The 25152-nt window shown below is 67.4% G+C and carries 19 protein-coding genes; 8 read left to right on the top strand and 11 right to left on the bottom strand.

The genetic code is table 11. The annotated features are described in order from the left end of the window. Window positions 1-144 precede the first annotated feature (144 nt). From AC0ZJQ_RS13625 to AC0ZJQ_RS13615, 3 genes are all read left to right on the top strand, one after another. The gene (locus tag AC0ZJQ_RS13625) at window positions 145-954 is read left to right on the top strand and encodes an SDR family oxidoreductase (RefSeq protein WP_003287481.1); all 810 of its coding nucleotides are present in this window, start codon (window positions 145-147) and stop codon (window positions 952-954) included. A 111-nt stretch (window positions 955-1065) separates the two neighbouring features. Then, complete coding sequence (locus AC0ZJQ_RS13620) at window positions 1066-2190, top strand: MFS transporter (RefSeq protein ID WP_476477781.1); 1125 nt, start codon at window positions 1066-1068, stop codon at window positions 2188-2190. 145 nt (window positions 2191-2335) lie between these two features. Continuing rightward, complete coding sequence (locus tag AC0ZJQ_RS13615; RefSeq protein WP_476476804.1) at window positions 2336-2764, top strand: hypothetical protein; 429 nt, start codon at window positions 2336-2338, stop codon at window positions 2762-2764. Between the two features lie 5 nt (window positions 2765-2769). Here the strand turns inward: AC0ZJQ_RS13615 and AC0ZJQ_RS13610 are convergent, their stop codons facing one another. The 6 genes from AC0ZJQ_RS13610 to AC0ZJQ_RS13585 all read right to left on the bottom strand — a co-directional run bounded on the left by AC0ZJQ_RS13610 (window position 2770) and on the right by AC0ZJQ_RS13585 (window position 11767). Beyond that, window positions 2770-2997 carry a YheU family protein gene (locus AC0ZJQ_RS13610; RefSeq protein ID WP_003287485.1) on the bottom strand — a complete coding sequence of 76 codons (228 nt, stop codon included), beginning with the start codon at window positions 2995-2997 and terminating at the stop codon, window positions 2770-2772. An 11-nt stretch (window positions 2998-3008) separates the two neighbouring features. Next, complete coding sequence (locus AC0ZJQ_RS13605) at window positions 3009-5777, bottom strand: hybrid sensor histidine kinase/response regulator (RefSeq protein ID WP_476476803.1); 2769 nt, start codon at window positions 5775-5777, stop codon at window positions 3009-3011. Between the two features lie 193 nt (window positions 5778-5970). Then, window positions 5971-7170 (bottom strand): osmoprotectant NAGGN system M42 family peptidase, encoded by a 1200-nt coding sequence (locus tag AC0ZJQ_RS13600; protein WP_155550295.1) that lies wholly within the window; start codon window positions 7168-7170, stop codon window positions 5971-5973. Between the two features lie 78 nt (window positions 7171-7248). Next, entirely contained in the window at window positions 7249-8991 is a 1743-nt protein-coding gene (gene ngg / locus AC0ZJQ_RS13595; RefSeq protein ID WP_102828837.1) for an N-acetylglutaminylglutamine synthetase, read from the bottom strand. A gap of 63 nt (window positions 8992-9054) precedes the next feature. Beyond that, window positions 9055-10827 (bottom strand): N-acetylglutaminylglutamine amidotransferase, encoded by a 1773-nt coding sequence (locus AC0ZJQ_RS13590; RefSeq protein ID WP_476476802.1) that lies wholly within the window; start codon window positions 10825-10827, stop codon window positions 9055-9057. A gap of 85 nt (window positions 10828-10912) precedes the next feature. Next, on the bottom strand, window positions 10913-11767 hold the full coding sequence (locus AC0ZJQ_RS13585) for a LysR substrate-binding domain-containing protein (protein ID WP_008570720.1): 855 nt from the start codon (window positions 11765-11767) through the stop codon (window positions 10913-10915). 96 nt (window positions 11768-11863) lie between these two features. On the opposite strand from AC0ZJQ_RS13585, the gene AC0ZJQ_RS13580 reads away from it, so the two are divergent. Then, on the top strand, window positions 11864-12100 hold the full coding sequence (locus tag AC0ZJQ_RS13580; RefSeq protein ID WP_077683845.1) for a DUF1127 domain-containing protein: 237 nt from the start codon (window positions 11864-11866) through the stop codon (window positions 12098-12100). On the opposite strand, the gene AC0ZJQ_RS13575 is transcribed toward AC0ZJQ_RS13580, so the two are convergent. The 5 genes from AC0ZJQ_RS13575 to AC0ZJQ_RS13555 all read right to left on the bottom strand — a co-directional run bounded on the left by AC0ZJQ_RS13575 (window position 12097) and on the right by AC0ZJQ_RS13555 (window position 19154). After that, window positions 12097-12852, bottom strand: coding sequence for a sulfite exporter TauE/SafE family protein (locus tag AC0ZJQ_RS13575; protein ID WP_314019452.1), 756 nt, complete (start codon window positions 12850-12852; stop codon window positions 12097-12099). The two genes, AC0ZJQ_RS13580 and AC0ZJQ_RS13575, sit on opposite strands and share 4 nt — an antisense overlap. Before the next feature lie 95 nt (window positions 12853-12947). Further along, complete coding sequence (locus tag AC0ZJQ_RS13570; protein ID WP_476476801.1) at window positions 12948-13505, bottom strand: Tll0287-like domain-containing protein; 558 nt, start codon at window positions 13503-13505, stop codon at window positions 12948-12950. Window positions 13506-13640: 135 nt separating this feature from the next. Next, window positions 13641-15620: a bifunctional tRNA (5-methylaminomethyl-2-thiouridine)(34)-methyltransferase MnmC2/FAD-dependent 5-carboxymethylaminomethyl-2-thiouridine(34) oxidoreductase MnmC1 gene (gene mnmC, locus AC0ZJQ_RS13565; RefSeq protein WP_102828840.1), complete on the bottom strand. Its 1980-nt coding sequence runs from the start codon at window positions 15618-15620 to the stop codon at window positions 13641-13643. Between the two features lie 26 nt (window positions 15621-15646). Then, window positions 15647-18433 carry a response regulator gene (locus AC0ZJQ_RS13560; protein WP_167137263.1) on the bottom strand — a complete coding sequence of 929 codons (2787 nt, stop codon included), beginning with the start codon at window positions 18431-18433 and terminating at the stop codon, window positions 15647-15649. A gap of 94 nt (window positions 18434-18527) precedes the next feature. Beyond that, complete coding sequence (locus tag AC0ZJQ_RS13555) at window positions 18528-19154, bottom strand: trimeric intracellular cation channel family protein (RefSeq protein ID WP_008570712.1); 627 nt, start codon at window positions 19152-19154, stop codon at window positions 18528-18530. 205 nt (window positions 19155-19359) lie between these two features. On the opposite strand from AC0ZJQ_RS13555, the gene cysM reads away from it, so the two are divergent. The 4 genes from cysM (at window position 19360) to mazG (ending at window position 25046) form a co-directional block, all read left to right on the top strand. Beyond that, entirely contained in the window at window positions 19360-20262 is a 903-nt protein-coding gene (gene cysM / locus AC0ZJQ_RS13550) for a cysteine synthase CysM (RefSeq protein ID WP_237264130.1), read from the top strand. A 71-nt stretch (window positions 20263-20333) separates the two neighbouring features. Then, the gene (rlmD, locus tag AC0ZJQ_RS13545; RefSeq protein WP_314019447.1) at window positions 20334-21698 is read left to right on the top strand and encodes a 23S rRNA (uracil(1939)-C(5))-methyltransferase RlmD; all 1365 of its coding nucleotides are present in this window, start codon (window positions 20334-20336) and stop codon (window positions 21696-21698) included. 90 nt (window positions 21699-21788) lie between these two features. Continuing rightward, window positions 21789-24032 (top strand): GTP diphosphokinase, encoded by a 2244-nt coding sequence (relA, locus tag AC0ZJQ_RS13540; protein ID WP_314019445.1) that lies wholly within the window; start codon window positions 21789-21791, stop codon window positions 24030-24032. A 183-nt stretch (window positions 24033-24215) separates the two neighbouring features. Continuing rightward, window positions 24216-25046, top strand: coding sequence for a nucleoside triphosphate pyrophosphohydrolase (gene mazG, locus AC0ZJQ_RS13535; RefSeq protein ID WP_102828844.1), 831 nt, complete (start codon window positions 24216-24218; stop codon window positions 25044-25046). Window positions 25047-25152: the final 106 nt, after the last annotated feature.

The following is a 25152-nucleotide window of genomic DNA, read 5'->3' as shown; positions in this document are numbered from 1 at the left end:
GTGGCCCGGATGTTTTCTTCGCACGCCGCGCCAGCGATCCGCATGGCGGTTTGCCCAGGTCATTCAGCGCCCTGATGGATGCCGGGCGGCCGGATGCCTTTCGCTAGACTCGCTGCCATTGAACCGGACAACGAGGGCTGCACGATGAATCAGAACCGCATGATGGTTACCGGAGCGGGCTCCGGGCTGGGCCGCGAGATCGCCCTGCGCTGGGCGCGCGACGGCTGGCGCCTGGCGCTTTCCGACGTCAACGAGGCGGGGCTGGCGCAGACCCTGGAAATGGTTCGCGCCGCCGGCGGCGACGGCTTCGTCCAGCGTTGCGATGTGCGCGACTACAGCCAGTTGATCGCCTTCGCCCAGGCCTGCGAAGACAAGCTCGGCGGCATCGACATCGTGGTGAACAACGCCGGCGTGGCGTCGGGCGGCTTCTTCAGCGAGCTGTCGCTGGAGGATTGGGACTGGCAGATCGCGATCAACCTGATGGGCGTGGTCAAGGGTTGCAAGGCGTTCCTGCCGCTGCTGCAGAAGAGTCGCGGCAAGCTCATCAATATCGCCTCGATGGCCGCGCTCATGCAGGCGCCGGGCATGAGCAACTACAACGTCGCCAAGGCTGGTGTGGTGGCGCTGTCGGAAAGTCTGCTGGTGGAACTGCGCCAGCAGGAGATCGGCGTGCACGTGGTGTGTCCGTCGTTCTTCCAGACCAATCTGCTGGACTCCTATCGCGGCCCGACGCCGCACATGAAGGCGCAGATCGGCAAGCTGCTGGAAGCCTCGCCGATCACCGCGGCGGATATCGCCGACTACATCCATCAGCGGGTAGCCGCAGGCGAATTCATGATTCTGCCGCACGAGGAAGGGCGTATTGCCTGGCGGATCAAGCAGCAGAGTCCGCAGGCGATCTATGACGAAATGGCCGCCTTGGCCGAGAAGAAGCGCAGCAAGGTCGGAAGCTGACCGATCGGTTCAATAGGCTTGTCGTCGCCCGGGGCTGGGAGTAGGGTTGCCTCCCCGGCGCCTGCCATGACTGTTGGAACCGCTGTGAACAGACCTTCCCGCTGGGTGCTGATGGCCGCGCTGCTGCTGGCGGCCGTCAACCTGCGCCCTGGTATCACCTCCTTCGCGCCCCTGATCGAACAGATCGCCATCGAACTCGGCCTCAGCCGCAGCACCATCAGCCTGACCACCGCGCTGCCGGTGCTGCTGATGGGCCTGCTGGCGCCGCTGGCGCCACGACTGGCGCTGCGCTTCGGCCTGGAGCGCAGCGTCGGCCTGTGCCTCGGGTTGATCGCGGTAGCCTTGCTGCTACGCCTGTTCGGCGAGCAGGCCTCGCTGCTGATTCTCACCGCCGCGCTGGTCGGCGCCGGCATCGCGGTGGCGGGGCCGCTGCTGTCGGGCTTCATCAAGCGCTACTTCCTCGAGCGGATCGGCCAGGCTGCCGCCTGGTATTCGCTGGCCATGGCCGTGGGTGGCACGCTGGGTGCGGTGGTCACCGCGCCGGCGAGCGAGCTGTTCGGTCAGCAGTGGACCTGGGGCCTGGCGCTGTGGGCCTTGCCGGCATTCGCCGCGCTGGCGCTGTGGTGGCGCCTGCCGAACCAGCCGGATGCGGTACCTGAGCAGCGTACCGGGCTGCCCTGGCGCGTGCCGCGGGCTTGGCTGATCAGCCTGTACTTCGCGCTGCAGGCGGGACTGTTCTACGCGCTGGCGACCTGGCTGGTGGCGCGCTATCACGAAGTGGGCTTCAGCATGTTGCACAGCAACGGCTTCTTCAGCGCGTTCATGATGATCGGCTTGCCGAGCTCTTTTATCGCGCCCTGGCTGGCGCAGCGCTTTGGTCAGCGGCACCTGCTGATGTGTGGCTCGGGCTTGCTGGCGACGCTCTGCCTGAGTGCCATCGCGCTGGTGCCGCAGTGGCAGCCGCTGCTGGTCTGCATGCTGCTGGGCGTGGTGCTCAATGCGAGCTTCTCGCTGGCGCTGGTGCTGCCCATGTACGAAGCGAGCACGCCGCTGGCGGTCAGCCGGCTGACGGCGATGATGCTCTGCACCGGCTACAGTCTGGCCTGCCTGACCCCGGTGCTGGCCGGGCTGGGGCGCGATCTGTCCGGGGACTATCGCCTGCCGTTCCTGGTGCTGGCGGGCATGGCGGCCATCATGGCGGTGCTGGCCACGCGGCTCAAGCCGCGCCAGTCCTAGAAGGCGGCCCGCGCGGCCCGCGCGGGCTGCGTCTGGCGTGGGCGTTGTGGCACGGTTCCAACTCGCGACACGACGCGGATGACCGTCCCGCCACGCTGTGCTAGAAAGCTCACCTTTTCCTGGCCTGCCGCACCGGAGTAACCGCGTGGAGTCCGAATCCATCGTCTATGGCTGCATCCGTGACTGGCCTTCGGCCGACCCGGAGCAATGCCTGCGCCGCCGCGCCAGCAACCGCAAGGTGCTGCGCGCGCTGCCGCACGGCGAAGCCTGGCCGTTCATCGGTCGTGAGATGCTCTCCTACTGCAGCGAGGCAGAGCAGGGCCTGTACCAGACCCAGGTGATTCACTTCGGCGCCAGCTACCGCGCGGTCGAATATGAATGGGGACTGTGGGTGGAGCACTTCGAAGCGCTGCTCCGGCAACTCTACTGGAGCAGCGCTGTGGTGCACCTGGAGACCGAGCTCGCCGGCGCGCACACATTCCGCTGGGAAACCGAGACCGGCAGCCATAACCCGCAGCAGAGCGAACTGCGCCTGCGCTGTGCGTGGGAGCGCGAAAGCTCGCTATTCAGCTGAGCGACTCATTCGAGCCATTCCCGCGGGACCTCATGGCGCAGCGCCAGCTGGCATTGCTGGCTGTCGGCGTCGAACACGATCACCGCCTCGCCCTTGTCCAGCGCGCGTCGCACGCGGGCGACACGGGTTTCCAGCGGCGTCTCGTCACCGTTGTCGGTGCCGTCGCGGGTGACGAAATCTTCGATCAGGCGGGTGAGGGTGTCTGCTTCGAGCAGGTCGTGGGGAATCAGCATCGCAGATCCGATCAGCGGGGGCGGTGCGGGGATTCTACCGGTGGGATCGCGGCGTCGTGCAGGTAATCGTCCAGGCAGGCATAGAGTTGCTGGCTTTCCAGCGGCTTGCCGATGAAGTCGTTCATGCCGGCGGCAAGGCCGCGCTGGCGATGCTCGGCCAGCACATGGGCGGTGACGGCGATGATCGGCACCGCCGGCCATTGCCGTTCGGCTTCCAGCGCGCGGATCTGCCGGCTGGCCTCGTAGCCGTCGACCTCGGGCATCTCGCAATCCATCAGGATCAGGCGCACCGAACCCGGATCGCGCCGATACAACTCCACGGCCTGACGCCCGTTATCAGCCAGCCGCACCATGTAGCCACGCTTTTGCAGCATGCCGCGGACGACCATCTGGTTCACCGGATTGTCTTCGGCAACCAGAATGCACGGCGGGTTGTCGGCGACCTCGTCCGGCGCCGGTGCAGCCGGCGTCGGCAGATTGTCCGCGTAGAGCGTCTGCAGCGCTTCACGCAACGGCGCGCTCTGCAGCGGCAGCGACAGGCTGGCCATGCGCAGCCCCGCAATGGGCTTTGGCTGTTCCAGTATCGGTGGATAGAGCAGCAGGATTCGCTGGTTCGCCTCCAGATGCGCCGCGAGCTGCTCCAGCCACTGGCCCGGCGTGCCTGGCCACGGCGCCTGCAGCACCAGCAGCGGTGGGGCACTGTAGTCGCTCAGGTAGTCGAGCAGCCGTTCCGGCTCCAGGCAGCGCTCGGTGCGCATGCCCCAGCGTTGCAGCAGCTGGCTCAGCGCATCGACGCCGTTGCCGTCGAGCGAAGCCAGCAGCGCCGGGCGACCGGCCAGCAAGGCGATCATCGGATCGTCGTCCTGTGCGCTGACATGCAGCGGAATCTCGAAGCTGAAGCGGCTGCCTTCGCCCGGTGTGCTCTGCACTTCGATGCGCCCGCGCATCATCTCCACCAGCTCCTTGCTGATCGCCAGGCCCAGGCCGCTGCCGCCGTAGCGGCGGCTGGTGCTGGAATCGCCCTGGGAAAACGACTCGAACAGCGTGGCGAGCACCTCGGCGCGCATGCCGATGCCGCTGTCGCTGACGCAGAAGCGCAGGTACGGCGTGCCGTCCGTCTCATGGGTACAGGACACTTCCAGCCGCACGTAGCCCTGCTCGGTGAATTTCAGCGCGTTGCTCAGCAGGTTCATGAGGATCTGCTTGAGGCGGGTCGGATCGCCGCGGACCCGGCGCGGTACATGCGGCTCCAGGCCGACGTGCAGGCTCAGCTGCTTGTCCAGCGCCTGCGCCGTGAGCAGGCTGATGGATTCGGAAATCAGCGTTTCCAGGTCGAACTCGATGTCTTCCAGGCTGAGCTTGCCCGAACCGATGCGGGCATAGTCGAGGATGTCGTTGATCACCGTCATCAGCGAATGGCCGGAGCTGGTGATGGTGTCCAGGTAGAAGCGCTGGCTGCGGTCCAGCGGGGTTTCGCGCAGCAGCTGCAGCATGCCCAGCACCCCGTTGAGCGGGGTGCGGATCTCGTGGCTCATCTTGGCGAGGAAGCGGCTCTTGGCCTCGTTCTCGCTGTGGGCCTGCTCGGCGGCCTGGCGCGAACGGAAGCCCTCTTCCTTGAGGCGGTTGATGCGGTCGGCCAGGCCCAGCGAGAGGGTGATCAGCTCGAACGTCACCGCGGCCTTGACCACCGAGGCGCCGTACAGCCCGAGCACCTCGAAACCCAGCGATCCGGTGGTCACGATGATGAACGAGGCGAGCAGCACGCCCCAGGCGATGGTGTAGTACAGCCCGTAGCGCACGCCGTTGCGCCAGACGAAGGCGCCGGTGGCGAGCAGGCCGATGGAGGTGACGATCACCACCACGCTGGCCAGGATGCTCCAGACATGCAGGCTCAGCAGTACCCCGGAAGCCAGGCTGGCGAAGGCCGCCAGCAGCGCCACGCGCAGGCCGCGGTCCAGGTGCGGGAAGTGCTCGCGGGTATGCAGGAAATGCCGGCTGAACTGGATCGCCACCAGGCAGTGGCTGTACATCAGCAGGTAGATGCCGAAAGTTGAGATGGTGCTGTTGTCCGGCAGCCATTTGATCAGCAGGCCATCGAACGCCAGGGCGAACAGGCCGACGTTGAGGTTGTAGATCAGGTACCAGAAGTAGGCCGGCTCGCGCAGCGAGACGAACAGGAACAGGTTGTAGCAGAACATGGCGAACAGCACGCCGTAGAACGCGCCGCTCATGCCGAGCAGTTCTTCCTGGGCCACGGCGCTGGCGGTATAGCTGCTGAAATACAGCGGCACGTACAGGGTGCTGCTGGTCTTCAGGCGCAACAGCAGGGTGGTGTTGCCGGCGGGCAATTCGACCGGGAACCAGAAGTCGGCGATCTTCACCGGGCGTTGGGTGAACGGGTAATGGTCGCCGGACAACTGTCGGCTGAGGCTGCCGTCCGGGTACTGCAGGTACAGCTCGATATGGTCCAGCAGCGGGTAGTTGATCTCGATGAAGCCGCCGAGCGCGCCGGCCAGGCGATTGTCCAGCTGCACCCGCAGCCACCAGGTCGAATCGTTCTTGCCCTGGTTAACGTGGCGGCCGGTCAGATGCTGGAAACTCTCCGTCGGCAGCGCGAGCACCTGCTCGACACTCAGTTCGCCATGCGGGTCCTCGAGGAAATAGGTGTGCTCCCCGAGTGCCTGGCGCGAGTCGGCGGAATCCAGCAATGCGGGCACGAACGCCCACGCCAGTGGCGAAAGACAGTACAGCAGGATCGCCAGGCAGAGACGCGGCAACATGGTCGGATTCCGGGAACGTGCAGCAGGAAATGCTGGAAGGCGGCCAACGGAATGGGGGACTGCCGAACTGCCCCAGGCCCTGGCTCGGGCCTTCCATCATGCCGCGCGATTGCGGCGCTATCTTTGCCCAGGTGCCGCGTCGCGGCAACCCCGGCGGCACGGAAGCCGGTAGCCGGTCACGCACCGTCGTCGTTTATTGTCGGTGATCGTCGGCGTCACGGCCGACCAGCGAGTCCACCGCCGGCACGCGGGTGTCGTTCTCCATCTGTGCGTCGTGCTCCAGCTGGTGGCTGAAACGCTCCAGCGAATCCTGCGCGTGCTGGGCGTCGCTGGCGAACACCGGCGGGCTCAACATGTAGCTGCACAGCAGCCGGCTCAGCGCGCTGAGGCTGTCGATATGGGTGCGTTCGTAGCCATGGGTGGCATCGCAACCGAATGCCAGCAGCGCGGTGCGGATATCGTGGCCGGCCTCGATCGCCGACTGCGCGTCGCTGTGGTAGTAGCGGAACAGGTCACGGCGGACCGGAATATCCCGCTCGCTGGCCAGGCGGAGCAGGTGGCGCGACAGATGGAAGTCGTAGGGGCCGCCAGAATCCTGCATGGCCACGGTGACCGCGTGCTCGCTGGATTCCTGGCCCTTGGCCGCCGGCGCGATGTCGATGCCGACGAATTCGCTTACATCCCAGGGCAGCGCACCGGCGGCGCCGGAGCCGGTTTCCTCGGTGATGGTGAACAGCGGATGGCAGTCGATCGGCGGCTCCTGGCCGCTCTCGACGATGGCCTTGAGCGCGGCGAGCAGGGCGGCGACGCCGGCCTTGTCGTCCAAGTGACGGGCACTGATATAGCCGCTCTCGGTGAATTCGGGCATCGGGTCGAAGGCGACGAAATCGCCGATGTTGACCCCCAGCGCGCAGGTTTCGGCGCGGCTGTAGGTGTAGGCATCCAGGCGCAGCTCGACGTGGTCCCAGCTCACCGGTGCCTCATCCACCGCCGTGTTGAAGGCATGCCCGGACGCCAGCAATGGCAGCACGCTGCCGCGGATCACGCCGGTGTCGGTGAACACGCTGACGCGGCTGCCTTCGGCGAAGCGGCTCGACCAGCAGCCCACCGGGGCCAGACCGAGGCGTCCGCTGGGCTGGATCTCGCGGACAATCGCGCCGATGGTGTCGAGGTGCGCCGCCACCGCGCGGTCCGGGCTGTCGCGGCGACCCTTGAGCGTCGCGCGGATGGTGCCGCGGCGCGTCAGCTCGAAGGGAACGCTAAGCTCCTGCAGGCGTTCGGCGACGTAGCGCACGATGGTGTCGGTGAAGCCGGTGGGGCTGGGGATGGCGAGCATTTCCAGCAGCACGCGTTGCAGATAGTTGAGATCGGGTTCGGGTGTTCTTGCAGTCATTGAATGCTCCCGTCGGGACCGCAGGCGGCCGGATGAATGCCGGCCTCCGCACGCGAGGCGTGCGGGCCGGCGCGGGACTCAGGCGTTGTTCTGGCTGAGTGGGAAGAGCAGGTCGATGAAACGCTCGGCGGTCGGTTGCGGCTGGTGGTTGGCCAGACCGACGCGCTCGTTGGCTTCGATGAACACGTAGTCGGGCTGGTCCACGGCGGGCACCAGCAGATCGAGCCCGACCACCGGAATGTCCAGTGCGCGTGCGGCGCGCACGGCCGCCTCGATCAGCTCAGGATGCAGCAGGGCGGTGACGTCTTCCAGCGTGCCTCCGGTGTGCAGGTTGGCGGTGCGGCGCACGGCCAGGCGCTGGCCCTGCTCGAGCACGCTGTCCAGGTCGAACCCGGCGTCGCGCAGGCAGCGGCGGGTTTCCTCGTCCAGCGGGATACGGCTTTCGCCGCCGGTCGCGGCTTGGCGCCGGCGACTCTGCGCTTCGATCAGCGCGCCGATGCTGTTGCGCCCGTCACCGATGACCTCGGCGGGCCGGCGAATCGCCGCCGCCACCACTTCGTAGCCGATCACGACGATGCGCAGGTCCTGGCCGGGATGGTAGCTCTCCAGCAGCACGCGGCTGTCGAACTGGCGCGCGAGGCGGATGGCCTCCTCCATTTCCGCGACGCTGCGCAGATCGACGGCGACGCCCTGGCCCTGCTCGCCGTCCACCGGTTTGACCACCACGCTGCCGTGCTCGGCGAGAAACGCCGCATTGTCGGCAGCGCTGCCGGCCAGCTGCTGCGCCGGCAGGTGGATGCCGGCGCGGGCGAGCGTGCGGTGGGTCAGCGTCTTGTCCTGGCAGAGGGTCATGCTCACCGCCGAGGTCAGGTCCGACAGCGACTCGCGACAGCGTACCCGCCGGCCGCCCTGGGTGAGGGTGAACAACCCGGCCTCGGCGTCGTCGATGGCGATCTCGATGCCGCGCCGGCGCGCCTCGTCGACGATGATGCGCGCATACGGATTGAGCGTCGCTTCCGGGCCGGGGCCGAGAAACAGCGGCTGGTTGAAACTGTTCTTGCGCTTGACGGTGAAGGTCTGCAGGTCACGAAAGCCGAGCTTGGCGTACAGCGCCTTGGCCTGCTGGTTGTCGTGCAGCACCGACAGATCGAGATAGGCCAGCCCGCGGCCCATGAAATGCTCGATCAGGTGCCGCACCAGCACCTCGCCGACGCCAGGGCGCGGGCAGCTGGGCGATACCGCCAGGCACCAGAGGCTCGAGCCGTGCTCGGGATCGTTGAACGCCTTGTGGTGATCGATGCCCATCACGCTGCCGATGACCTGCCCGGAACTCTCGTCCTCGGCGATCCAGTACACCGGGCCGCCTTCCTCGCGCGGGGTGCAGCGTTCCGGGTCGACCGGCATCATGCCGCGCGACTGGTAGAGGCCATTGATCGCCTGCCAGTCGGCGGCGCTCTGCGCGCGGCGTACGCCGAAGCCGCGCACGCCCTTGCGCGCCGGGCGGTAATCGGTGAACCAGATGCGCAGCGTGTCGGAGGGATCGAGAAACAGCTGTTGCGGCGCGTGTGCCAGCACCTGGTGCGGTGCGGCGACATACAGGGCGATGTCACGCTCGCCGGCCTGTTCGTTGAGCAGGTCGGCAGCGAGTTCCGCCGGATCGGAGTAGGTGTGGCCGATCAGGATGCGGCCCCAGCCGCAGTTCAGCGTGACCGGTCCGCAGGGTTCGACCTGGCCGTCTTCGGCGAACCGCGCCTGCAGGCGCTGGTAGGTGGGTGCTTGCCCGCGCAACAGGCGCTGACCATAGGCTTGAGACTTCTGCATGGTGCTTTTCCTTGAGGCGTGGCCCACGTCGGCAGCTGGCGTTGCCGCCGCGCGTGCGCATTCTTAGAGGCCTTGCTCACTCAACCAAAGGTTGACCGCCGCGAGCTGCCAGAGTTTTGAGCCGCGCAGCGGCGTCAGCTGGCCATGCGGATCGGCGAGCAGCCGCTCGATGGCCTCGGGGCGGTACAGCCCGCGATCCTGGCTGGGGTCGAGCAGCAGTTCGCGGACCCAGTTGAGGGTTTCGCCCTGCAGATGCTTGAGCCCGGGCACCGGGAAGTAGCCCTTGGGGCGGTCGATCACCGCCGCCGGGATCACCTGGCGCGCCGCCTCCTTGAGCACATGCTTGCCGCCGTCGGGCAGCTTGAAGCGCGCCGGAATGCGCGCCGACAGCTCGGCGACGCGGTAGTCGAGAAACGGCGTGCGTGCTTCCAGGCCCCAGGCCATGGTCATGTTGTCCACCCGCTTGACCGGGTCGTCGACCAGCATGACCGTGCTGTCGATACGCAGCGCCTTGTCCACCGCGGCTTCGGCGCCGGGCTCGGCGAAATGGCGGCGAACGAACTCGCCGGAGAAATCGCCCTGATGCCACTGGTCCTGCATCAGCGCGCGGTACTCGTCGTAGTCGCGATCACGAAAGGCGCGCAGGTAGGCCGCCAGCGGATCGCTGGCGCCATCCACCTGCGGATACCAGTGGTAGCCGGCGAATAGCTCGTCCGCGCCCTGGCCGCTTTGCACCACCTTGCAGTGCTTGGCGACCTCGCGCGAAAGCAGATAGAAGGCGATGCAGTCATGGCTGACCATCGGCTCGCTCATGGCCTGGAAGGCCGCCGGCAGCTGTTCGAGTATCTCCCGTTCCTGGATGCGCAGCTGATGGTGGCGGGTGCCGTAGTGCTCTGCGACCAGATCGGAATACTTGAATTCATCGCCGCGCTCGCCGCCGGCATCTTCGAAGCCGATGGAGAAGGTCAGCAGGTTGTCGGCGACACCTGCCTCGCGTAGCAGGCCGACCAGCAGGCTGGAATCGACGCCGCCGGACAGCAGCACGCCGACATCCACCGCGGCGCGCTGCCGGATCGCCACCGCTTCGCGCAGGCTGTCGAGGGTGCGGCTTTGCCAGTCCTCGAAGCTGTAGTGCTGCTCGTCCTCGCGGGCGCCGTACTCCAGCGTCCACCAGCGCTGGGTGGTGGTCGTGCCGTCGACGCCGACGCGCATCCAGCTGGCCGGCGGCAGTTTCTCGATGCCGGCGATCAGCGTGTCCGGCGCCGGCACCACCGCGTGGAAGCTCATGTAGTGATTGAGCGCCACCGGATTGAGCTGGCCGGCAATGTCGCCGCCCTTGAGCAGGGCCGGCAGCGTCGAGGCGAAGCGCAGGCGTTGCCCGGTGCGCGACAGGTACAGCGGTTTCACGCCGAGGCGGTCGCGGGCGATGAACAGCTGTCCGCTGTCACGCTCCCAGATGGCGAAGGCGAACATGCCGTTCAGGCGCGGCAGCAGCGCCTCGCCCCAGGCGTGGAAACCCTTGAGCAGGACCTCGGTATCGCCTTCGGAGAAGAAGCGGTAGCCCAGCGCTTCCAGCTCGGCGCGCAGTTCCGGGTAGTTGTAGATGGCGCCGTTGAAGACCATCGCCAGGCCGAGCTGCGGATCGATCATCGGCTGGCCGGAGGCCTCGCACAGATCCATGATCTTCAGCCGGCGATGGCCGAGAGCCAGCGGGCCCTGGCTATGGAAGCCGCACGCGTCGGGGCCGCGCGCGGTGAGGTGTTGGGTGATGCGTTCAACCGCGGCCAGATCGGCCGGTTGGTTGTCGAAACGAAGTTCTCCAGCTATGCCACACATAGTTCCTTCCCGGTTGGTGCCGTTGGGGAGTGTGACTGACGGGTTTCCGCCGAAGTTCAGCTTTTCTGCCCGCGCGCCCGGCTTGCTACAGGCGGAAACCCTCGACGATGTACTCGGCCAGCGCCTCGCTCACCGGCGACTGGCTGCGCGGATTGCGCAGCAGCACGATGCTGCATTGCGGCAACGCTGGCAGGCCTTCGGCCTCGCCGAGAATGCGCAGCTGCGGCGGGATCAGGCTGCGCAGTTGTGCGGTCACCGCCAGCCCGGCGCCGACCAGTGCCATCAGCGCCGCCAGGCTCGGGCTGGTGTAGGCGATGCGGTAGTCGATCTCGGCCGCGTCCAGCGCATTGCAGACCCAGGCACGGCAGAAGCAGCCGCTGTTGAACATCGCCAGCGGGATCGGCCGCTGCTGGTGCAGGTCGTAGCCGGTGGCCTCGGCCCAGACGAAGCGCTCCTGGCGCAACAGCTGGCCGATCTCGGTTCCCGGCTCGCGAGTGACGATGGTCAGGTCCATGTCCTGCCGCTGCAGCAACTGGTAGGACGGCTCGCAATGCAGCTCGACCTGCACCAGCGGATAGGCCTGGGCGAACTGGGCGAGGATGCCGGGCAGAAAGCGCATCACGTAATCGTCCGGCGTGCCGATGCGCACCGCGCCAACCATGTGCGGCTCGCGCAGCGTGGTCATCACCTCGCCATGCAGCTTGAGGATGCGCCGCGCATAGCCGAGCAGCACCTGGCCCTCGGCGGTGAGGCTGACCTGCCGACCGCTGCGCTCGAACAGCGGACGCTGCAGCACGTCCTCCTCCAGCCGCTTCATCTGCATGCTGATCGCCGACTGCGTGCGGTGTACCGCCTCCGCCGCGCGGGTGAATCCACCGTGGTCGGCGATGGCGACGAAGCTGCGCAGCAGTTCGGTATCGATGCCCGGGTAGTTGGCCACTCATCAATCTCCAAGATGGGTCGCATCAAGAGTATTCGTTGGATTGATCGTAGCCACGGCAAGAGACTGGCGCCATCCCGATTGGAGGGCCAGAGCATGAAAACTCATGACAACGCATCGATCCTGCGGCATCTGCCGACGCCGCGCCGTCTCGCCTGGGGCACCTTGCTGCGCGACGGCTGGCGGCAATTGCACCGCTGGCAGGAACTGGCGCGCCAGCGTCGGCAGCTGGCGTCGATGAGCGACGCGATGCTCAAGGACATCGGTTACAGCCGGGCCGATATCGAGCAGGAAGTCAGCCGGCCATTTTGGGACGACCCGCTGCGGCGCTAGTGCCCGAGCAGCAGTTTCTGCACGCCCAGCGACAGGCTGACCGCCACCAGCATCAGGGCGAAGATCCGCTGCAGTACGCTGCTGTTGAGATAGTTCGCCAGCCGGTTGCCGGCCAGCACGCCGCACGCGCCGCCGGCTGCCAGCCCGCCGAGCAGGGCCAGCGGCGGCTGGGCGTCGCTGAGGTAGAGGAGGAAACCGCCGCCGCTGACCAGCGCTATCACCGCCATCGAGGTGGCCATCGCGCTGAGCAGTGTCAGCGGCGTGAACCAGAGCAGCGCCGGGACGACCAGAAAGCCGCCGCCGACGCCCATCAGCCCGGACAGCAGACCGACGCCCAGGCCGATGGCGATCAGCGCGCCGTGACGTATCGAGCCGTTTTCCCGCGCCGGCAGACTCGCTCCGCGCCACATGCGCCACGCCGACCACATCACCAGCAGGCAGAAGGCGATGATCAGCGCCTTCTCGGCGATGAACTGGCCGAGCCACTGCCCGGCGGCGTTGCCTGGCAGGCCGCACAGCGCCAGCAACGCCACCGGCTTCCAGGCCACCTGGCCCTGCCAGGCGCGGGGAATCGCGCCAATCAGCGCCGACATGGCGACCGCGCCGAGGCTGACACCGATGGCATCGCGCAGCGGCAGATGCAGGCTGAGCAGCAGCGGCAGCGCGACCAGCGAACCGCCGGCGCCGGTCAGCCCCAGCAGCAGGCCGAGCAGCAGGCCGATGCCGAGGGCTTCGAGCAGCAGCGTCTCCATCAGCGAGCGTCCGCTGCGCGTGCCGGTATGCGTGGGTCACACATCGAGTAGTCCTCGGGTCGCAGACAAAGGGCGATGCTAGCTGATCCCGTCGCTCAGCGGTCCAGCGGGCGGCGCAGGCTGAAGGCGCCGCGCAGATCGCCTTCCTTGAAACCGCGCGCCTGATCCTGCGGATAGTGCTGGTCGAGCAGGGTCAGCAGTTCCGGCTTGATGTTGCTGCCGTGGCAGCCCAGGCAGGCTTCGGCGGTGCCGATGGCCTGCAGGTAGCGGTACTCACCGTTGACCACTTCGCCGTGGCGCAGCTGCTCCAGCGGTTCACCGGCGGCGGCACGCTGGGCGAACTGCTCGAGCACCTGGCGTTCCCTGGCGTCCGGCGCGTTGTCCGGGTTGCGCACCTTCAGCGCGGTACGGCCGACCTGCCAGGGCGCCTTGCTGTGCTGCGCGGCGATACCCGGCGCGAGCAGGTTGCAGGCTTCGACGGCCTTGGCCGGCCCGCCTTCGGCAACGGCCTGCTTGACGGTGGCGAGCAGCTGCTGCTGGAACGGCGGAATCAGCGCCTGCGCCTCGCTTTGCAACTGGGTGGTGTCGACCGCCGGAGCGGCGTGCAGGCCGAGCGGAAGCAGGCTCAGGAGCATCAGGTAGCGGCGTTTCATCGGAGTCTCCGACAAGTCGTTTGGATAGAGGGGGGAGTATCATGCGACGGCTGTGCGAGCGCAAGATGCGCGGCATTGCCGCAGGCGGTACGGTCGCGCTGTGGCGCCGCGACCGGGGCCGCGGCGGCGCATCGGTCAGCTGCCGCGAATCAGCTTGCGCAGCAGGAAGCGGTTGGGGTGGCAGGCTTCGGCGACTTCGCGCGGCAGCGGCAACGGCTCGCCTTCGATCCACGCAGCCAGCAGCTCGCCCGAGAGCAGCGTGGTGATCATCCCGCGCGAGCCGTGCGCGGTGTTCACGTACAGGCCGTCGAGCCAGGGGCAGGGCGCGTCTGGCGTTTGTCGGGCGTTCTTGCTCAGCGCAGCGAAGGCTTCGGCGAAGCCTTCGGCGTCGGCCAGCGGGCCGATCAGCGGCAGGTAGTCGGGGCTGGTGCAGCGCATCGCCACCCGTCCTTCGAGGCGACCGACCTGGGCCGGGTCAGCGTGCAGGCGCCGGTAGAGATCCTCGGACACCCCGGCCAGCTGTTCCAGATTGGACAGGTGCTCGGCCTCGCTCGGCGCCGGATCAGTCTGCTGGAAGTTGAAGCTCGCCCCCAGCGTGTGCACGCCGTCGCGTGCCGGGGCGACGTAGCCCTTGGCGCAGAGCACGGTGCGCAGCGCAGCGCTGTCGGCGGTTGCCGGCAGGCAGGTGATCTGCCCGCGAATGCGTTTGAGCGGTAGCCAGGCGCTCTGGCTAAAGCGCGCCGCTTCGGCGGCGCCGGCGAGCACCACCAGCGGTGCCTCGACCAGCACCTCGCCGTTGCACACCGCCTGCCACTGTTCGCCGTCGCGGCGCAGTTCGAGCACCTCGCGGTGGCGCAGCAGTTCGATGTTCGGTTGCGCCAGCAGCCAGCGACAGACCGCTGGCGGATGCGCCCAGCCGGCCTCTGGATAGAACAGCCCGCCGTCTGGCAGCGCCACGCCGGCCAGCTGTTCGGCCTCGGCCCGCGGCAGCGGATGGACCAGATCGGCGGGGAATGCCGACGCCAGCTCCGCCTGGCGCGCACGCTCCTCGTCGTCATAGGCGATCTGCAGCACGCCGCAGGCGTCCCAGTCCTGACCCTGCTGCAGATGGCGCAGCAGCCGGCGGGTGTAGCCGAAGCCGGCGACCACCAGCCGCGACAGCGCCGTGCCATGCGCCGACAGCTTGAGATAGAGCACTCCCTGCGGATTGCCGGAGCCTTCCTCGGCGGGGCTGGCGTGGCGCTCCAGCACGCTGACGTGCCAGCCGCGCGCGGCCAGGCTGGCGGCGCTGGCACAGCCGGCCAGACCCGCGCCGATCACCAGCGCACGACGCTGGCGCGGCTGGAAGGCGGGGCGCGCGTACCAGGGCTTGGCCGTCGCCGTGGCACTGCCGACGAAGTGCCCGCGGAGGATTTCGCGCTTGTGGCCGAAACCGGGTACGCGCTGCATGTCGAAGCCGGCTTCGCCGAGACCGCGACGGACGAAGCCGGCGCTGGTGAAGGTGCCCAGCGTCGCACCGGGCGCCGACAGCCGCGCCAGCTCGGCGAACAGCGCCGGCTGCCACATTTCCGGGTTCTTCGCCGGCGCGAAGCCGTCGAGGAACCAGGCATCGACCCGCGCATCCAGGCTCGGCAGCGCTTCGAGCACATCACCGATCAGCAGCGTCAGCACCACCCGGCCGCCGCCGAATACCAGTTGCTGGAAGCCCGGATGAATCGCCAGGTATTGCTCCAGCAGCGGCTGCGCCTGCGTCTGCAGCTGTGGCCAGAGCGCCAGCGCACGCGCGAGATCGGCGTGGGTCAGTGGGTGCTTCTCGACGCTGACGAAGTGCAGGCGCGCCCCGGTTGGCGCGACCTCATCGAACAGCTGCCAGGCGCAGAGGAAGTTGAGCCCGGTGCCGAAGCCGGTTTCGCCGATCACCAGGTGCTGCCCGGCGGTGAGTGCGGCGAAGCGCCGGGCGAGGTCGTTCTGGGCGAGAAAAACGTGGCGGGTTTCTTCCAGCCCCGAGGCGCGCGAAAAGTACACGTCGCCATAGTGGCGCGATTGGGGCTGGCCGCTCGCGTCCCAGTCGAGTTCGGCGGGCTGGAAGGCGGGCGTTGCGGGGCGATCTGGCATGGGAAAATCCGGCTCGGATGAAGGGGTCAGCTGGCGACGTGGGCGGCGTGCCCCAGCCGTTCGATGGCGGCGTCCAGCTCGTCGAGGGCGGCCTCGGCAGCCGGGCTGTTCTGCTTGAGCAGCGTCTCGCTCTGCAGGCAGGCGTTGCGCAGCTGCGGCACGCCGCAGTAACGGGTGGCGCCGTGCAGGCGATGCACGCGCTCAATCTGCCGCTGGCGGTCGCCGGCCTGGCGCGCCTGGCGGATCGCCACGCGGTCGGCGTCCAGCGAGCCGAGCAGCATGCTCAGCAACTCGCCGGCGAGATCGGCCTTGCCGGCGGCCAGGCGCAGGCCTTCCTCCTCGTCGAGTACCGGGAACACCTGCTCCGGCAGCGTTGCCGGGATATCGGCCGGCACGGCGCGCGGCGGACTCGGCGGCTGCGCCTGAGGCTGGCTGCGCAGGGTCAGGCCGGTCCACTTGAGCACCACCTGCGCCAGCTGGCGCTCGCTGATCGGCTTGGTCAGGTAGTCGTCCAGCCCGGCTTGCAGCAGGGCGCGCTTTTCGTTGGCCAGCGCATGCGCGGTGAGGGCGACGATCGGTAGCGGCAGCGCACCGGTATCGTTTTCCCACTGGCGGATCGCCTCGGTGGTCTGCCGGCCGTCCATTCCCGGCATTTGCACGTCCATCAGGACCAGGTCGAAGCTGTGCCGCTTGACTGCCTCCAGCGCTTCGGGGCCGTTGTCCACGGCGACTACCGCGGCGCCGAGATCGCTCAGCAGCGTTTCCACCAGCAGCAGGTTGGCCGGGTTGTCATCGACGCAGAGCAGTTGCGGCACCCGCCCATTGGCCGGCTGGACGGACGGCGCCATCGCCTGCGCCGGGCGCAGCAGCTCCAGCAACACGCGCTGCAGTTTGCGCGTGCGTGCCGGTTTGCCCTGGAGCTGGGCGTGGCTGTGATGATCCGGCAACGTGTCGCTGAACAACGGTTGTTCGGTGGTCGGGCAGAGCACCACGCACTTGCAGTCCAGTGTGTCGAATTCGTAGAGCAACTGGCCCAGCTGCGCCGGTGCCAGTTCGCGGGTGGTGATGCCGAGTACGGCCAGGTCGATCGGTACGTTGCTGTCACGCTGACTGGCGACGCTGCGCTGCAGCTGCTCCAGGTTGTCGAAGTTCTGCACGCTCAATCCGCAGCTTTCCAGCTGGTGCTGCAGCGCCTGGCGCGCCAGCGGATGCTGTTCGAGCAGCGCCACGCGGCGCCCGAGCAGCGCGGCCGGCGGCTGGTCCTCAATGTCGTCGCGCGCTTTGGGCAGGCTCAGGGTGATCCAGAATTCCGAGCCCTCATCCGGAATGCTGTCGACGCCGATCTCGCCGCCCATCTGCTCGATCAGGCGCTTGGAGATCACCAACCCCAGGCCGGTGCCGCCGGGCTGGCGCGACAGCGAGTTGTCGGCCTGGCTGAAGGCCTGGAACAGCGCCCGCAGGTCCTGATCGGTGAGGCCGATGCCGGTGTCCTGCACGCTGATGCGCAGCTGTGCGCGCTCGGCGCTTTCTTCCTCGATCATCGCGCGTACGGCGATGGTGCCTTCGTTGGTGAACTTGATGGCATTGCTGACCAGATTGGTCAGCACCTGCTTGAGCCGCTGCGGGTCGCCGACCAGCGACAGCGGGGTGTCGCGGTAGACCAGGCTGACCAGCTCGAGCTGCTTGGTGTGCGCGGCCGGTGCGAGGATGGTCAGGGTGTCTTCGATCAGGTCGCGCAGGTTGAACGGCACGCTGTCGAGCACCAGCTTGCCGGCCTCGATCTTCGAGAAATCGAGAATCTCGTTGATGATGCCGAGCAGGTTGTCGGCGGACTTCTCGATGGTCGACAGGTAGTCCTGCTGGCGCGGGGTAAGGTCGCTCTTCTGCAGCAGGTGGGTGAAGCCGAGGATGCCGTTGAGCGGGGTGCGGATCTCGTGGCTCATGTTGGCGAGGAACTCGGACTTGATCCGGCTGGCTTCCAGCGCCTCCTTGCGCGCCAGGTCCAGCTCGATGTTCTGGATCTCGATGGTTTCCAGATTCTGCTGCACGTCGGCGGTGGCCTGGTCGATGCTCTGCTGCAGTTCCTCACGGGCGCTGAGCAGCGCCTCGGCCATGCGGTTGATGCCCGAGGCCAGCTCGTCCATCTCGTGGCTGCCCAGGGCTGGCAGACGCGTTTCCAGATGGCCGTCCTTGAGCTGGGTGACGGCCAGCTGCACGCGCTGCAGCGGCTGGCTGATGGTGCGGCTCATGCGCAGCGCCAGCAGGGCGGTGACGATCAGGCCGGCGCCGACCAGCAGCAGGCTGGTGAACAGGCTGCGATAGCCGCGCAGCAGCGTGCCGTGGTGCGACAGCTCCAGCTCCAGCCAGCCGATCAGTGCATTGCCGTTGCCGCGCGCCTCCTCACCGAGATTGAGGTGCTCCTGCAACACCGGCATGAGGATGCGCGTGTAGTCCAGGCTGCTGACCCGGGTCAGGCCCTCCGGGTCGCCGGGCGGCGAGGGGGTGAGCATTCGCGGGCCAACGTGTGCGCGTGCGTTGCGTTCGGCGTCGAGGATGGTCACCGCGCGGACGTCGTTCTGGTCGAGCACCTGCGCGAGGATCCGCTGCAGGCGTTTGTCGTAGCCCAGGTTCATAGCTGGAGCGGCCAGCGGCGCGAGCTGTTCGGCGATCAGTACGCCGCGTTCGTCGAGCTGGTGACGCATCTCGGAGAGCTGCATCCAGGTGAAGTAGGCGCCCAGCGCGATGGCGAGCAGGGTGCTCGGCAGCAGCGTGAGTACCAGTACGCGGCCTCGGATTCCTACGTCTTTGAGCACAGTCCATTCCCCTGGGTTGCCAGCCCGCTAGTGTAGCGATTTGCCGGGGACGAATCTGTACGCAGGTCAAGCCGGCGAGCGCCGGCGCGGCGGCTCAATCGAGGCCGCGAATCTCCTTGCCGTTGAAGTCCGGCAGGCGCCAGCGGAAGGTCATCGCCAGCACGCGGAACAGGAAACCGCTGCCCAGCGCGATCAGCGTGGCGAGCGCGGTGTTCATTTCCAGCCACAGCAGGCCGACGTAGAGCACGCCGGTGAACAGCGCGACGGTGGCGTACAGCTCGCGCTGCAGCACCATCGGCACCTCGTTGCACAGCACGTCGCGCATCAGGCCCCCGAAGATGCCGGTGATGACGCCGGCAAAGACCACGATCGACGGATGCGCGCCCATGCCCATCGCCACGTCGCAGCCGATCACCGTGAACGCCACCAGGCCCAGGCCGTCCACCAGCAGGAAGACCTGGCGCAGGCGATGCAGGTAGCGTGCGATGAAGCCGGTGACGATCGCCGCGCCGATGGTGAAGGACAGGTATTCCGGGTGCGCGATCCAGCCGATCGGGTAATGGCCGAGCAGGATGTCGCGGGCGGTGCCGCCACCCAGGGCGGTCACCGTGCCGAGCAGGCAGATGCCGAACAGGTCCATGCCGCGTCGCATGCCCATGATGGCCCCGGACATGGCTTCGGCGGTGATCGCGATCAGGTAGATGGTATGCAGCAGTTCCACGACAGACCTCCAGGTGCCCGCTGCACCAGACGACGGGCAGCGCCAAAGGGGCGCGATTATGGAGCACGCGCGGGTTCCGCGCCATTCGGGGCGGTTACCGGACAGGCGACGAAGCGGCCGGCGCGACGGCGCTCGGAGTCTGCCCGTGACCGGCGGTTGCCGGTATCATGTGCGCCTTTTTTCCCGCCGTGTGGTTCATGACGTCATGACAATCCACTACCCGACCATTGCCGACTGCATCGGCAACACGCCGCTGGTTCGCCTGCAACGCCTGCCCGGCAACACCAGCAACACGATTCTGGTCAAGCTCGAAGGCAACAACCCGGCCGGCTCGGTCAAGGACCGCCCCGCATTGTCGATGATCAACCGTGCCGAGCTGCGCGGCGATATCCAGCCCGGCGACACGCTGATCGAGGCTACGTCGGGCAACACCGGTATCGCCCTGGCGATGGCGGCGGCGATCAAGGGTTACCGGATGATTCTGATCATGCCGGACAACTCCAGCGCCGAGCGCAAGTCGGCGATGACCGCCTACGGTGCCGAACTGATCCTGGTGACCCGTGAGCAGGGCATGGAAGGCGCACGCGACCTGGCGCTGCAGATGCAGGCCGAGGGCCGCGGCAAGGTGCTCGACCAGTTCGCCAACGACGACAACCCCGAGGCGCACTACGGCAGCACAGGCCCGGAAATCTGGCGACAGACCCACGGCAGCATCACCCACTTCGTCAGCTCGATGGGCACCACCGGCACCATCATGGGCGTGTCGCGCTACCTCAAGGAGCAGAACCCGGCGGTACAGATCGTCGGCCTGCAGCCGATGGAAGGCGCGGCGATTCCCGGCATCCGTCGCTGGCCGCAGGAATACCTGCCGAGGATCTTCCAGGCCGAGCGCGTCGACCGCGTCGTCGACATGTCGCAGGACGAGGCCGAGACGGTGATGCGCCGCCTGGCCCGCGAAGAAGGCATCTTCTGCGGCGTGTCCTCGGGCGGTGCGGTAGCGGCGGCGCTGCGCCTGTCGCGCGAGGTCGAGAACGCGGTGATCGTGGCCATCGTCTGCGACCGTGGCGATCGTTACCTGTCCACCGGCGTGTATGACGCTCCCAATTGAACTCATCGCCGCCTGCTGCCATCCGGCGGCAGCGTGGCGCCTTGCCGTTCCCTTGAAGCAGGTTCCAGCCCATGGCCAAACGTAGCGGCGCCTTGCGCTTTCAGCCCAGCGGTGGCGAGCGCAAGCCGCAAGTGCCGGTCGGCAAGAAGCAGACGCTGGTCATCGAGCGGCTGGCGCACGATGGGCGCGGTATCGCCTTCGTTGACGGTCGTACCTGGTTCGTCAGCGGTGCACTGCCGGGCGAGCGGGTCGAGGCGCGCGTGCTCGGTGCGCGCGCGCAAATCGTCGAGTCGCGCTGTGAGCGGGTCCTCGAGGCCAGCCCGCAGCGCCGCCACGAACCCTGCCCGCATGCACGCCTGTGCGGCGGCTGCACCTTGCAGCATGCGGCGGCGGCCGATCAGCTGGAACTCAAGCAGCGCACCCTCGGTGAGCAGCTGGCGCGCGTCGCCGGCCTCGAGCCGCAGACCTGGGTCGCACCGCTGAGCGGCCCGGAGTTCGGCTATCGGCGCCGCGCCCGACTTGCCGTGCGCTGGGATGCCAAGGCCGCGCGACTGGCGGTGGGCTTTCGCGCCGCGGCCAGCCAGCAGATCGTCCCGATCGAACAATGCCCCGTGCTGGTACAGCCTTTGCAGACGCTGTTGCCGCATCTGTTGGCGGTGTTGCACAAATTGACCCGACCCCAGGCCATCGGCCACATCGAGCTGTTCAGCGGTACCGCCGAGGCCGTGCTGGTGCGCCACACGGCCGCGCTGGCGGTGGACGACCTGGCGCAGCTGCAGGCATTCGCGCACCAGCAGGGTGCGCAGCTGTGGCTGCAAGGTGAGGGTGAGCCGGCGCCGCTCGAAGCGGCACCGCTGGGTTATCGCCTGGAGCCATGGAAGCTGGAGCTGGAGTGGCGACCGGGCGATTTCGTCCAGGTCAATGCCGCGGTCAACGAGGCGATGATCGCTCAGGCGCTGGACTGGCTGGCGCCGGCTCCCGGCGAGCGGGTGCTGGACCTGTTCTGCGGGCTAGGCAATTTCGCCCTGGCGCTGGCGCGCAGCGGCGCGCAGGTAACCGGCGTAGAGGGCGTCGAGGCGATGGTCGAGCGGGCACGCGGCAATTCGTTGCGCAACGGCCTGGACGGCTTGCACTTTTATCGTGCAGACCTGTCGAAGCCGCTGGCCGATGCACCCTGGGCGCGCAGCGGTTTCGACGCGGTGCTGCTGGACCCCCCGCGCGACGGCGCGTTGGAGGTTGTTCGACAAATGTCGGAGTTCGGTGCGCGCCGCCTCGTCTATGTTTCATGCAATCCTGCAACGCTCGCCCGCGACGCGGCCGAGCTGGCCCGTCAGGGCTACCGGCTGTCCCGGGCCGGTGTGATCGACATGTTCCCGCAGACGGCACATGTCGAGGCGATGGCGCTGTTCGAAATGACGGACCGCGCCGCCCGGTGATTTCTTGGCAGGCAACCGGCCTGCGATTCAACCGACCGGCACGCAGAATGCCGGCGTGCGGCGCAGTCACTGCGCAGAGGGAAGGTTTAGATGGTACAGGTCAGAGCGCTTCAGCCGGTCAACACCGACGGCAGCATCAACCTCGATGGCTGGCTCGACCACGTGCTGGGCATGGACCCGGCGCTGGATCGCGCGGCACTCAAGGAGGCCTGCGAGTTCGCTCGCGAGGCCGAGCAGCAAGCCAACGCCGCGCAGAATCTGTGGAGCGAAGGCACCTCCAGCTACCAGACCGGCCTGGAGATCGCCGAAATTCTCGCCGATCTCAAGCTCGACCAGGACAGCCTGGTGGCCGCGGTGATCTACCGTGGCGTGCGCGAAGGCAAGATTCAGCTGGCCGAGGTGCACCAGCGCTTCGGCCCGGTGGTCGCCAAGCTGATCGAGGGCGTGCTGCGCATGGCGGCGATCAGCGCCAGCCTCAACCCGCGTGAGTCGCTGGTGCTGGGTTCGCAGGCGCAGGTGGAGAACCTGCGCAAGATGCTGGTGGCCATGGTCGACGACGTGCGCGTGGCGCTGATCAAGCTGGCCGAGCGTACCTGCGCCATCCGCGCGGTGAAGAACGCAAGCGAGGACAAGCGCCAGCGCGTGGCGCGCGAGGTGTTCGACATCTACGCGCCGCTGGCGCATCGCCTCGGCATTGGCCATATCAAGTGGGAGCTGGAAGATCTGTCGTTCCGCTATCTGGAGCCGGAGCAGTACAAACAGATCGCCCAGCTGCTGCATGAGCGCCGGCTCGATCGTGAACAGTACATCGCCAACGTGGTGCAGCAGCTCAAGGACGAACTGACCGCTGCCGGCATCCAGCCGGAGATCGACGGTCGCGCCAAGCACATCTACTCGATCTGGCGGAAGATGCAGAAGAAAGGCCTGCAGTTCAGCCAGATCTACGATGTGCGCGCCGTGCGCGTACTGGTGCCGGAGGTGCGCGACTGCTACACCGCGCTCGGCATCGTGCACACGCTGTGGCGGCACATTCCCAAGGAGTTCGACGACTACATCGCCAACCCCAAGGAGAACGGCTACCGCTCGCTGCACACCGCGGTGATCGGCCCGGAAGGCAAGGTGCTGGAGGTGCAGATCCGCACCCAGGCCATGCACGAGGAGGCCGAGCTGGGCGTTTGCGCGCACTGGCGCTACAAGGGCACCGACGTCAATTCCGGCTCCGATCATTACGAGGAGAAGATCGCCTGGCTGCGCCAGGTGCTCGAATGGCATGAAGAGCTGGGCGACATCGGCGGGCTGGCTGATCAGCTGCGGGTCGACATCGAGCCGGACCGCGTCTACGTGTTCACCCCGGATGGCCACGCCATCGACCTGCCCAAGGGCGCCACGCCGCTGGACTTCGCCTACCGGGTGCACACCGAGATTGGCCACAACTGCCGCGGCGCCAAGGTCAACGGGCGCATCGTGCCGCTCAACTACAGCCTGCAGACCGGCGAGCAGGTGGAGATCATCACCAGCAAGCAGGGGTCGCCGAGCCGTGACTGGCTGAACCCCAACCTGGGCTACATCACCACCTCGCGCTCGCGGGCGAAGATCGTCCACTGGTTCAAGTTGCAGGCGCGCGACCAGAACGTCGCCGCCGGCAAGACGCTGCTGGAGCGCGAACTGAACCGCCTCGACCTGCCGCCGGTGGATTTCGACAAGGTCGCGGAGAAGGCCAATCTCAAGACCGCCGAAGACATGTTCGCCGCGCTCGGCGCCGGCGACCTGCGCCTGGCCCATCTGGTCAACCTGGCGCAGCAGCTGGTCGAACCGGAGCGCGGCTACGACCAGCTGGAGCTGATTCCGCGCCGCTCGACGCCGTACAAGCCGGGCAAGCGCGGCGATGTGCAGATCCAGGGCGTGGGCAACCTGCTGACGCAGATGGCCGGTTGCTGCCAGCCGCTGCCGGGCGATCCCATCGTCGGCTACATCACCCAGGGCCGTGGCGTCAGCATCCACCGCCAGGACTGCCCGTCGGTGCTGCAACTGGCCGGCCGCGAGCCGGAGCGGATCATCCAGGTCAGCTGGGGCCCGGTGCCGGAGAAGACCTATCCGGTGGAAATCTTCATCCGCGCCTACGACCGTTCCGGGCTGCTGCGCGACATCTCGCAGATGCTGCTCAACGAGCGCATCAACGTGCTGTCGATGAACACCCGCTCGAACAAGGAAGACAGCACCGCGCAGATGACGTTGACCATCGAGATTCCGGGGCTGAATGCCTTGGGTCGCTTGCTCAGCCGCATCTCTCAGCTACCCAACATCATCGAGGCCAAGCGCCAGCGGGCCACGTAAGACGCAAGGCCGGCGGCGCCGCCGGCCGCGTCACGGTGGATGGGTGAAGCGTCATCCACCCTACGATGCAATACGGTTTTGGGCGTTTGGCCCGCGACCGAACCGTAGGGTGGATGTCGTTTTTTACATTCACCGTGATGCCATCAGCGTCCCTCACCAGCCCTCGTTTCGCTGAGGAATCCCATGTACCAACTCCCCGACCTGCTGCACCTCATGGCCCGCCTGCGCGACCCGCAGCACGGCTGCCCCTGGGACCTGCAGCAGAACTACGCCAGCATCGTGCCGCATACGCTGGAAGAGGCCTACGAAGTGGCCGATGCCATCGAGAGTGGCGATTTCGACCATCTGCCCGGCGAGCTGGGCGATCTGCTGTTCCAGGTCGTCTACTACAGCCAGCTGGCCAAGGAAGAAGGGCGCTTCGAGTTCGCCACGGTGGTCGATGCGATCACCCGCAAGCTGGTGCGCCGCCATCCGCATGTGTTTCCCGACGGCGATCTGTACGGTTCGCCCGAGCTGCCGCGCCTCGATGAAGCCGCGATCAAGCAGCGCTGGGAGGAGATCAAGGCCGAGGAGCGCGCCGAGAAAGCCGCCGCGCCCGAACAGCTGTCGCTGCTCGACGACGTGCCCGCCGCATTGCCGGCGCTGAGCCGCGCGGCCAAGCTGCAGAAGCGCGCCGCGCAGGTCGGTTTCGACTGGCCGGAAGCGCTGCCGGTGGTCGACAAGGTGCGCGAAGAACTCGACGAAGTGCTGGTGGCGATGAGCGAGAACGACGCCGACGCCATCGCCGAGGAGCTGGGCGATCTGTTGTTCGTCGTCGTCAACCTGGCGCGCCACCTCAAGGTGGACCCGGAAAATGCCCTGCGTGGTGCCAACGGCAAGTTTGAGCGGCGTTTCCGCTTCATCGAGCAGGCCTTGCGGCAGGCGGGGCGACCCATCGAGAATTGCACCCTCGAAGAGCTGGATGCGCTCTGGGATGCAGCCAAGCGGGCCGAGCAGTCGCCTGTCTGCGGCTGATGACGGTGCGCACGGTGGATTCGCGTTCACATCCATCACAATTCCGCGCGGCGGATCGCCCTCGAGCGACCCGCCCGCCCCATTGAATGACCACAGACGAGCCGAA

The organism is Stutzerimonas sp. 21-1 (assembly GCF_056336065.1).
Note: the sequence above shows the minus strand (reverse complement) of the source record. Positions and strands in the feature narration are given on the sequence as shown.

Bases quoted from the DNA above. Each gene is read 5' to 3' on its own strand.
- AC0ZJQ_RS13625 (WP_003287481.1), top strand. From the start codon at position 145: ATGAATCAGAACCGCATGATGGTTACCGGAGCGGGCTCCGGGCTGGGC.
- AC0ZJQ_RS13620 (WP_476477781.1), top strand. From the start codon at position 1,066: ATGGCCGCGCTGCTGCTGGCGGCCGTCAACCTGCGCCCTGGTATCACC.
- AC0ZJQ_RS13610 (WP_003287485.1), bottom strand. From the start codon at position 2,997: ATGCTGATTCCCCACGACCTGCTCGAAGCAGACACCCTCACCCGCCTG.
- AC0ZJQ_RS13605 (WP_476476803.1), bottom strand. From the start codon at position 5,777: ATGTTGCCGCGTCTCTGCCTGGCGATCCTGCTGTACTGTCTTTCGCCA.
- AC0ZJQ_RS13600 (WP_155550295.1), bottom strand. From the start codon at position 7,170: ATGACTGCAAGAACACCCGAACCCGATCTCAACTATCTGCAACGCGTG.
- ngg (WP_102828837.1), bottom strand. From the start codon at position 8,991: ATGCAGAAGTCTCAAGCCTATGGTCAGCGCCTGTTGCGCGGGCAAGCA.
- AC0ZJQ_RS13590 (WP_476476802.1), bottom strand. From the start codon at position 10,827: ATGTGTGGCATAGCTGGAGAACTTCGTTTCGACAACCAACCGGCCGAT.
- AC0ZJQ_RS13580 (WP_077683845.1), top strand. From the start codon at position 11,864: ATGAAAACTCATGACAACGCATCGATCCTGCGGCATCTGCCGACGCCG.
- AC0ZJQ_RS13575 (WP_314019452.1), bottom strand. From the start codon at position 12,852: ATGGAGACGCTGCTGCTCGAAGCCCTCGGCATCGGCCTGCTGCTCGGC.
- AC0ZJQ_RS13570 (WP_476476801.1), bottom strand. From the start codon at position 13,505: ATGAAACGCCGCTACCTGATGCTCCTGAGCCTGCTTCCGCTCGGCCTG.
- mnmC (WP_102828840.1), bottom strand. From the start codon at position 15,620: ATGCCAGATCGCCCCGCAACGCCCGCCTTCCAGCCCGCCGAACTCGAC.
- cysM (WP_237264130.1), top strand. From the start codon at position 19,360: ATGACAATCCACTACCCGACCATTGCCGACTGCATCGGCAACACGCCG.
- rlmD (WP_314019447.1), top strand. From the start codon at position 20,334: ATGGCCAAACGTAGCGGCGCCTTGCGCTTTCAGCCCAGCGGTGGCGAG.
- relA (WP_314019445.1), top strand. From the start codon at position 21,789: ATGGTACAGGTCAGAGCGCTTCAGCCGGTCAACACCGACGGCAGCATC.
- mazG (WP_102828844.1), top strand. From the start codon at position 24,216: ATGTACCAACTCCCCGACCTGCTGCACCTCATGGCCCGCCTGCGCGAC.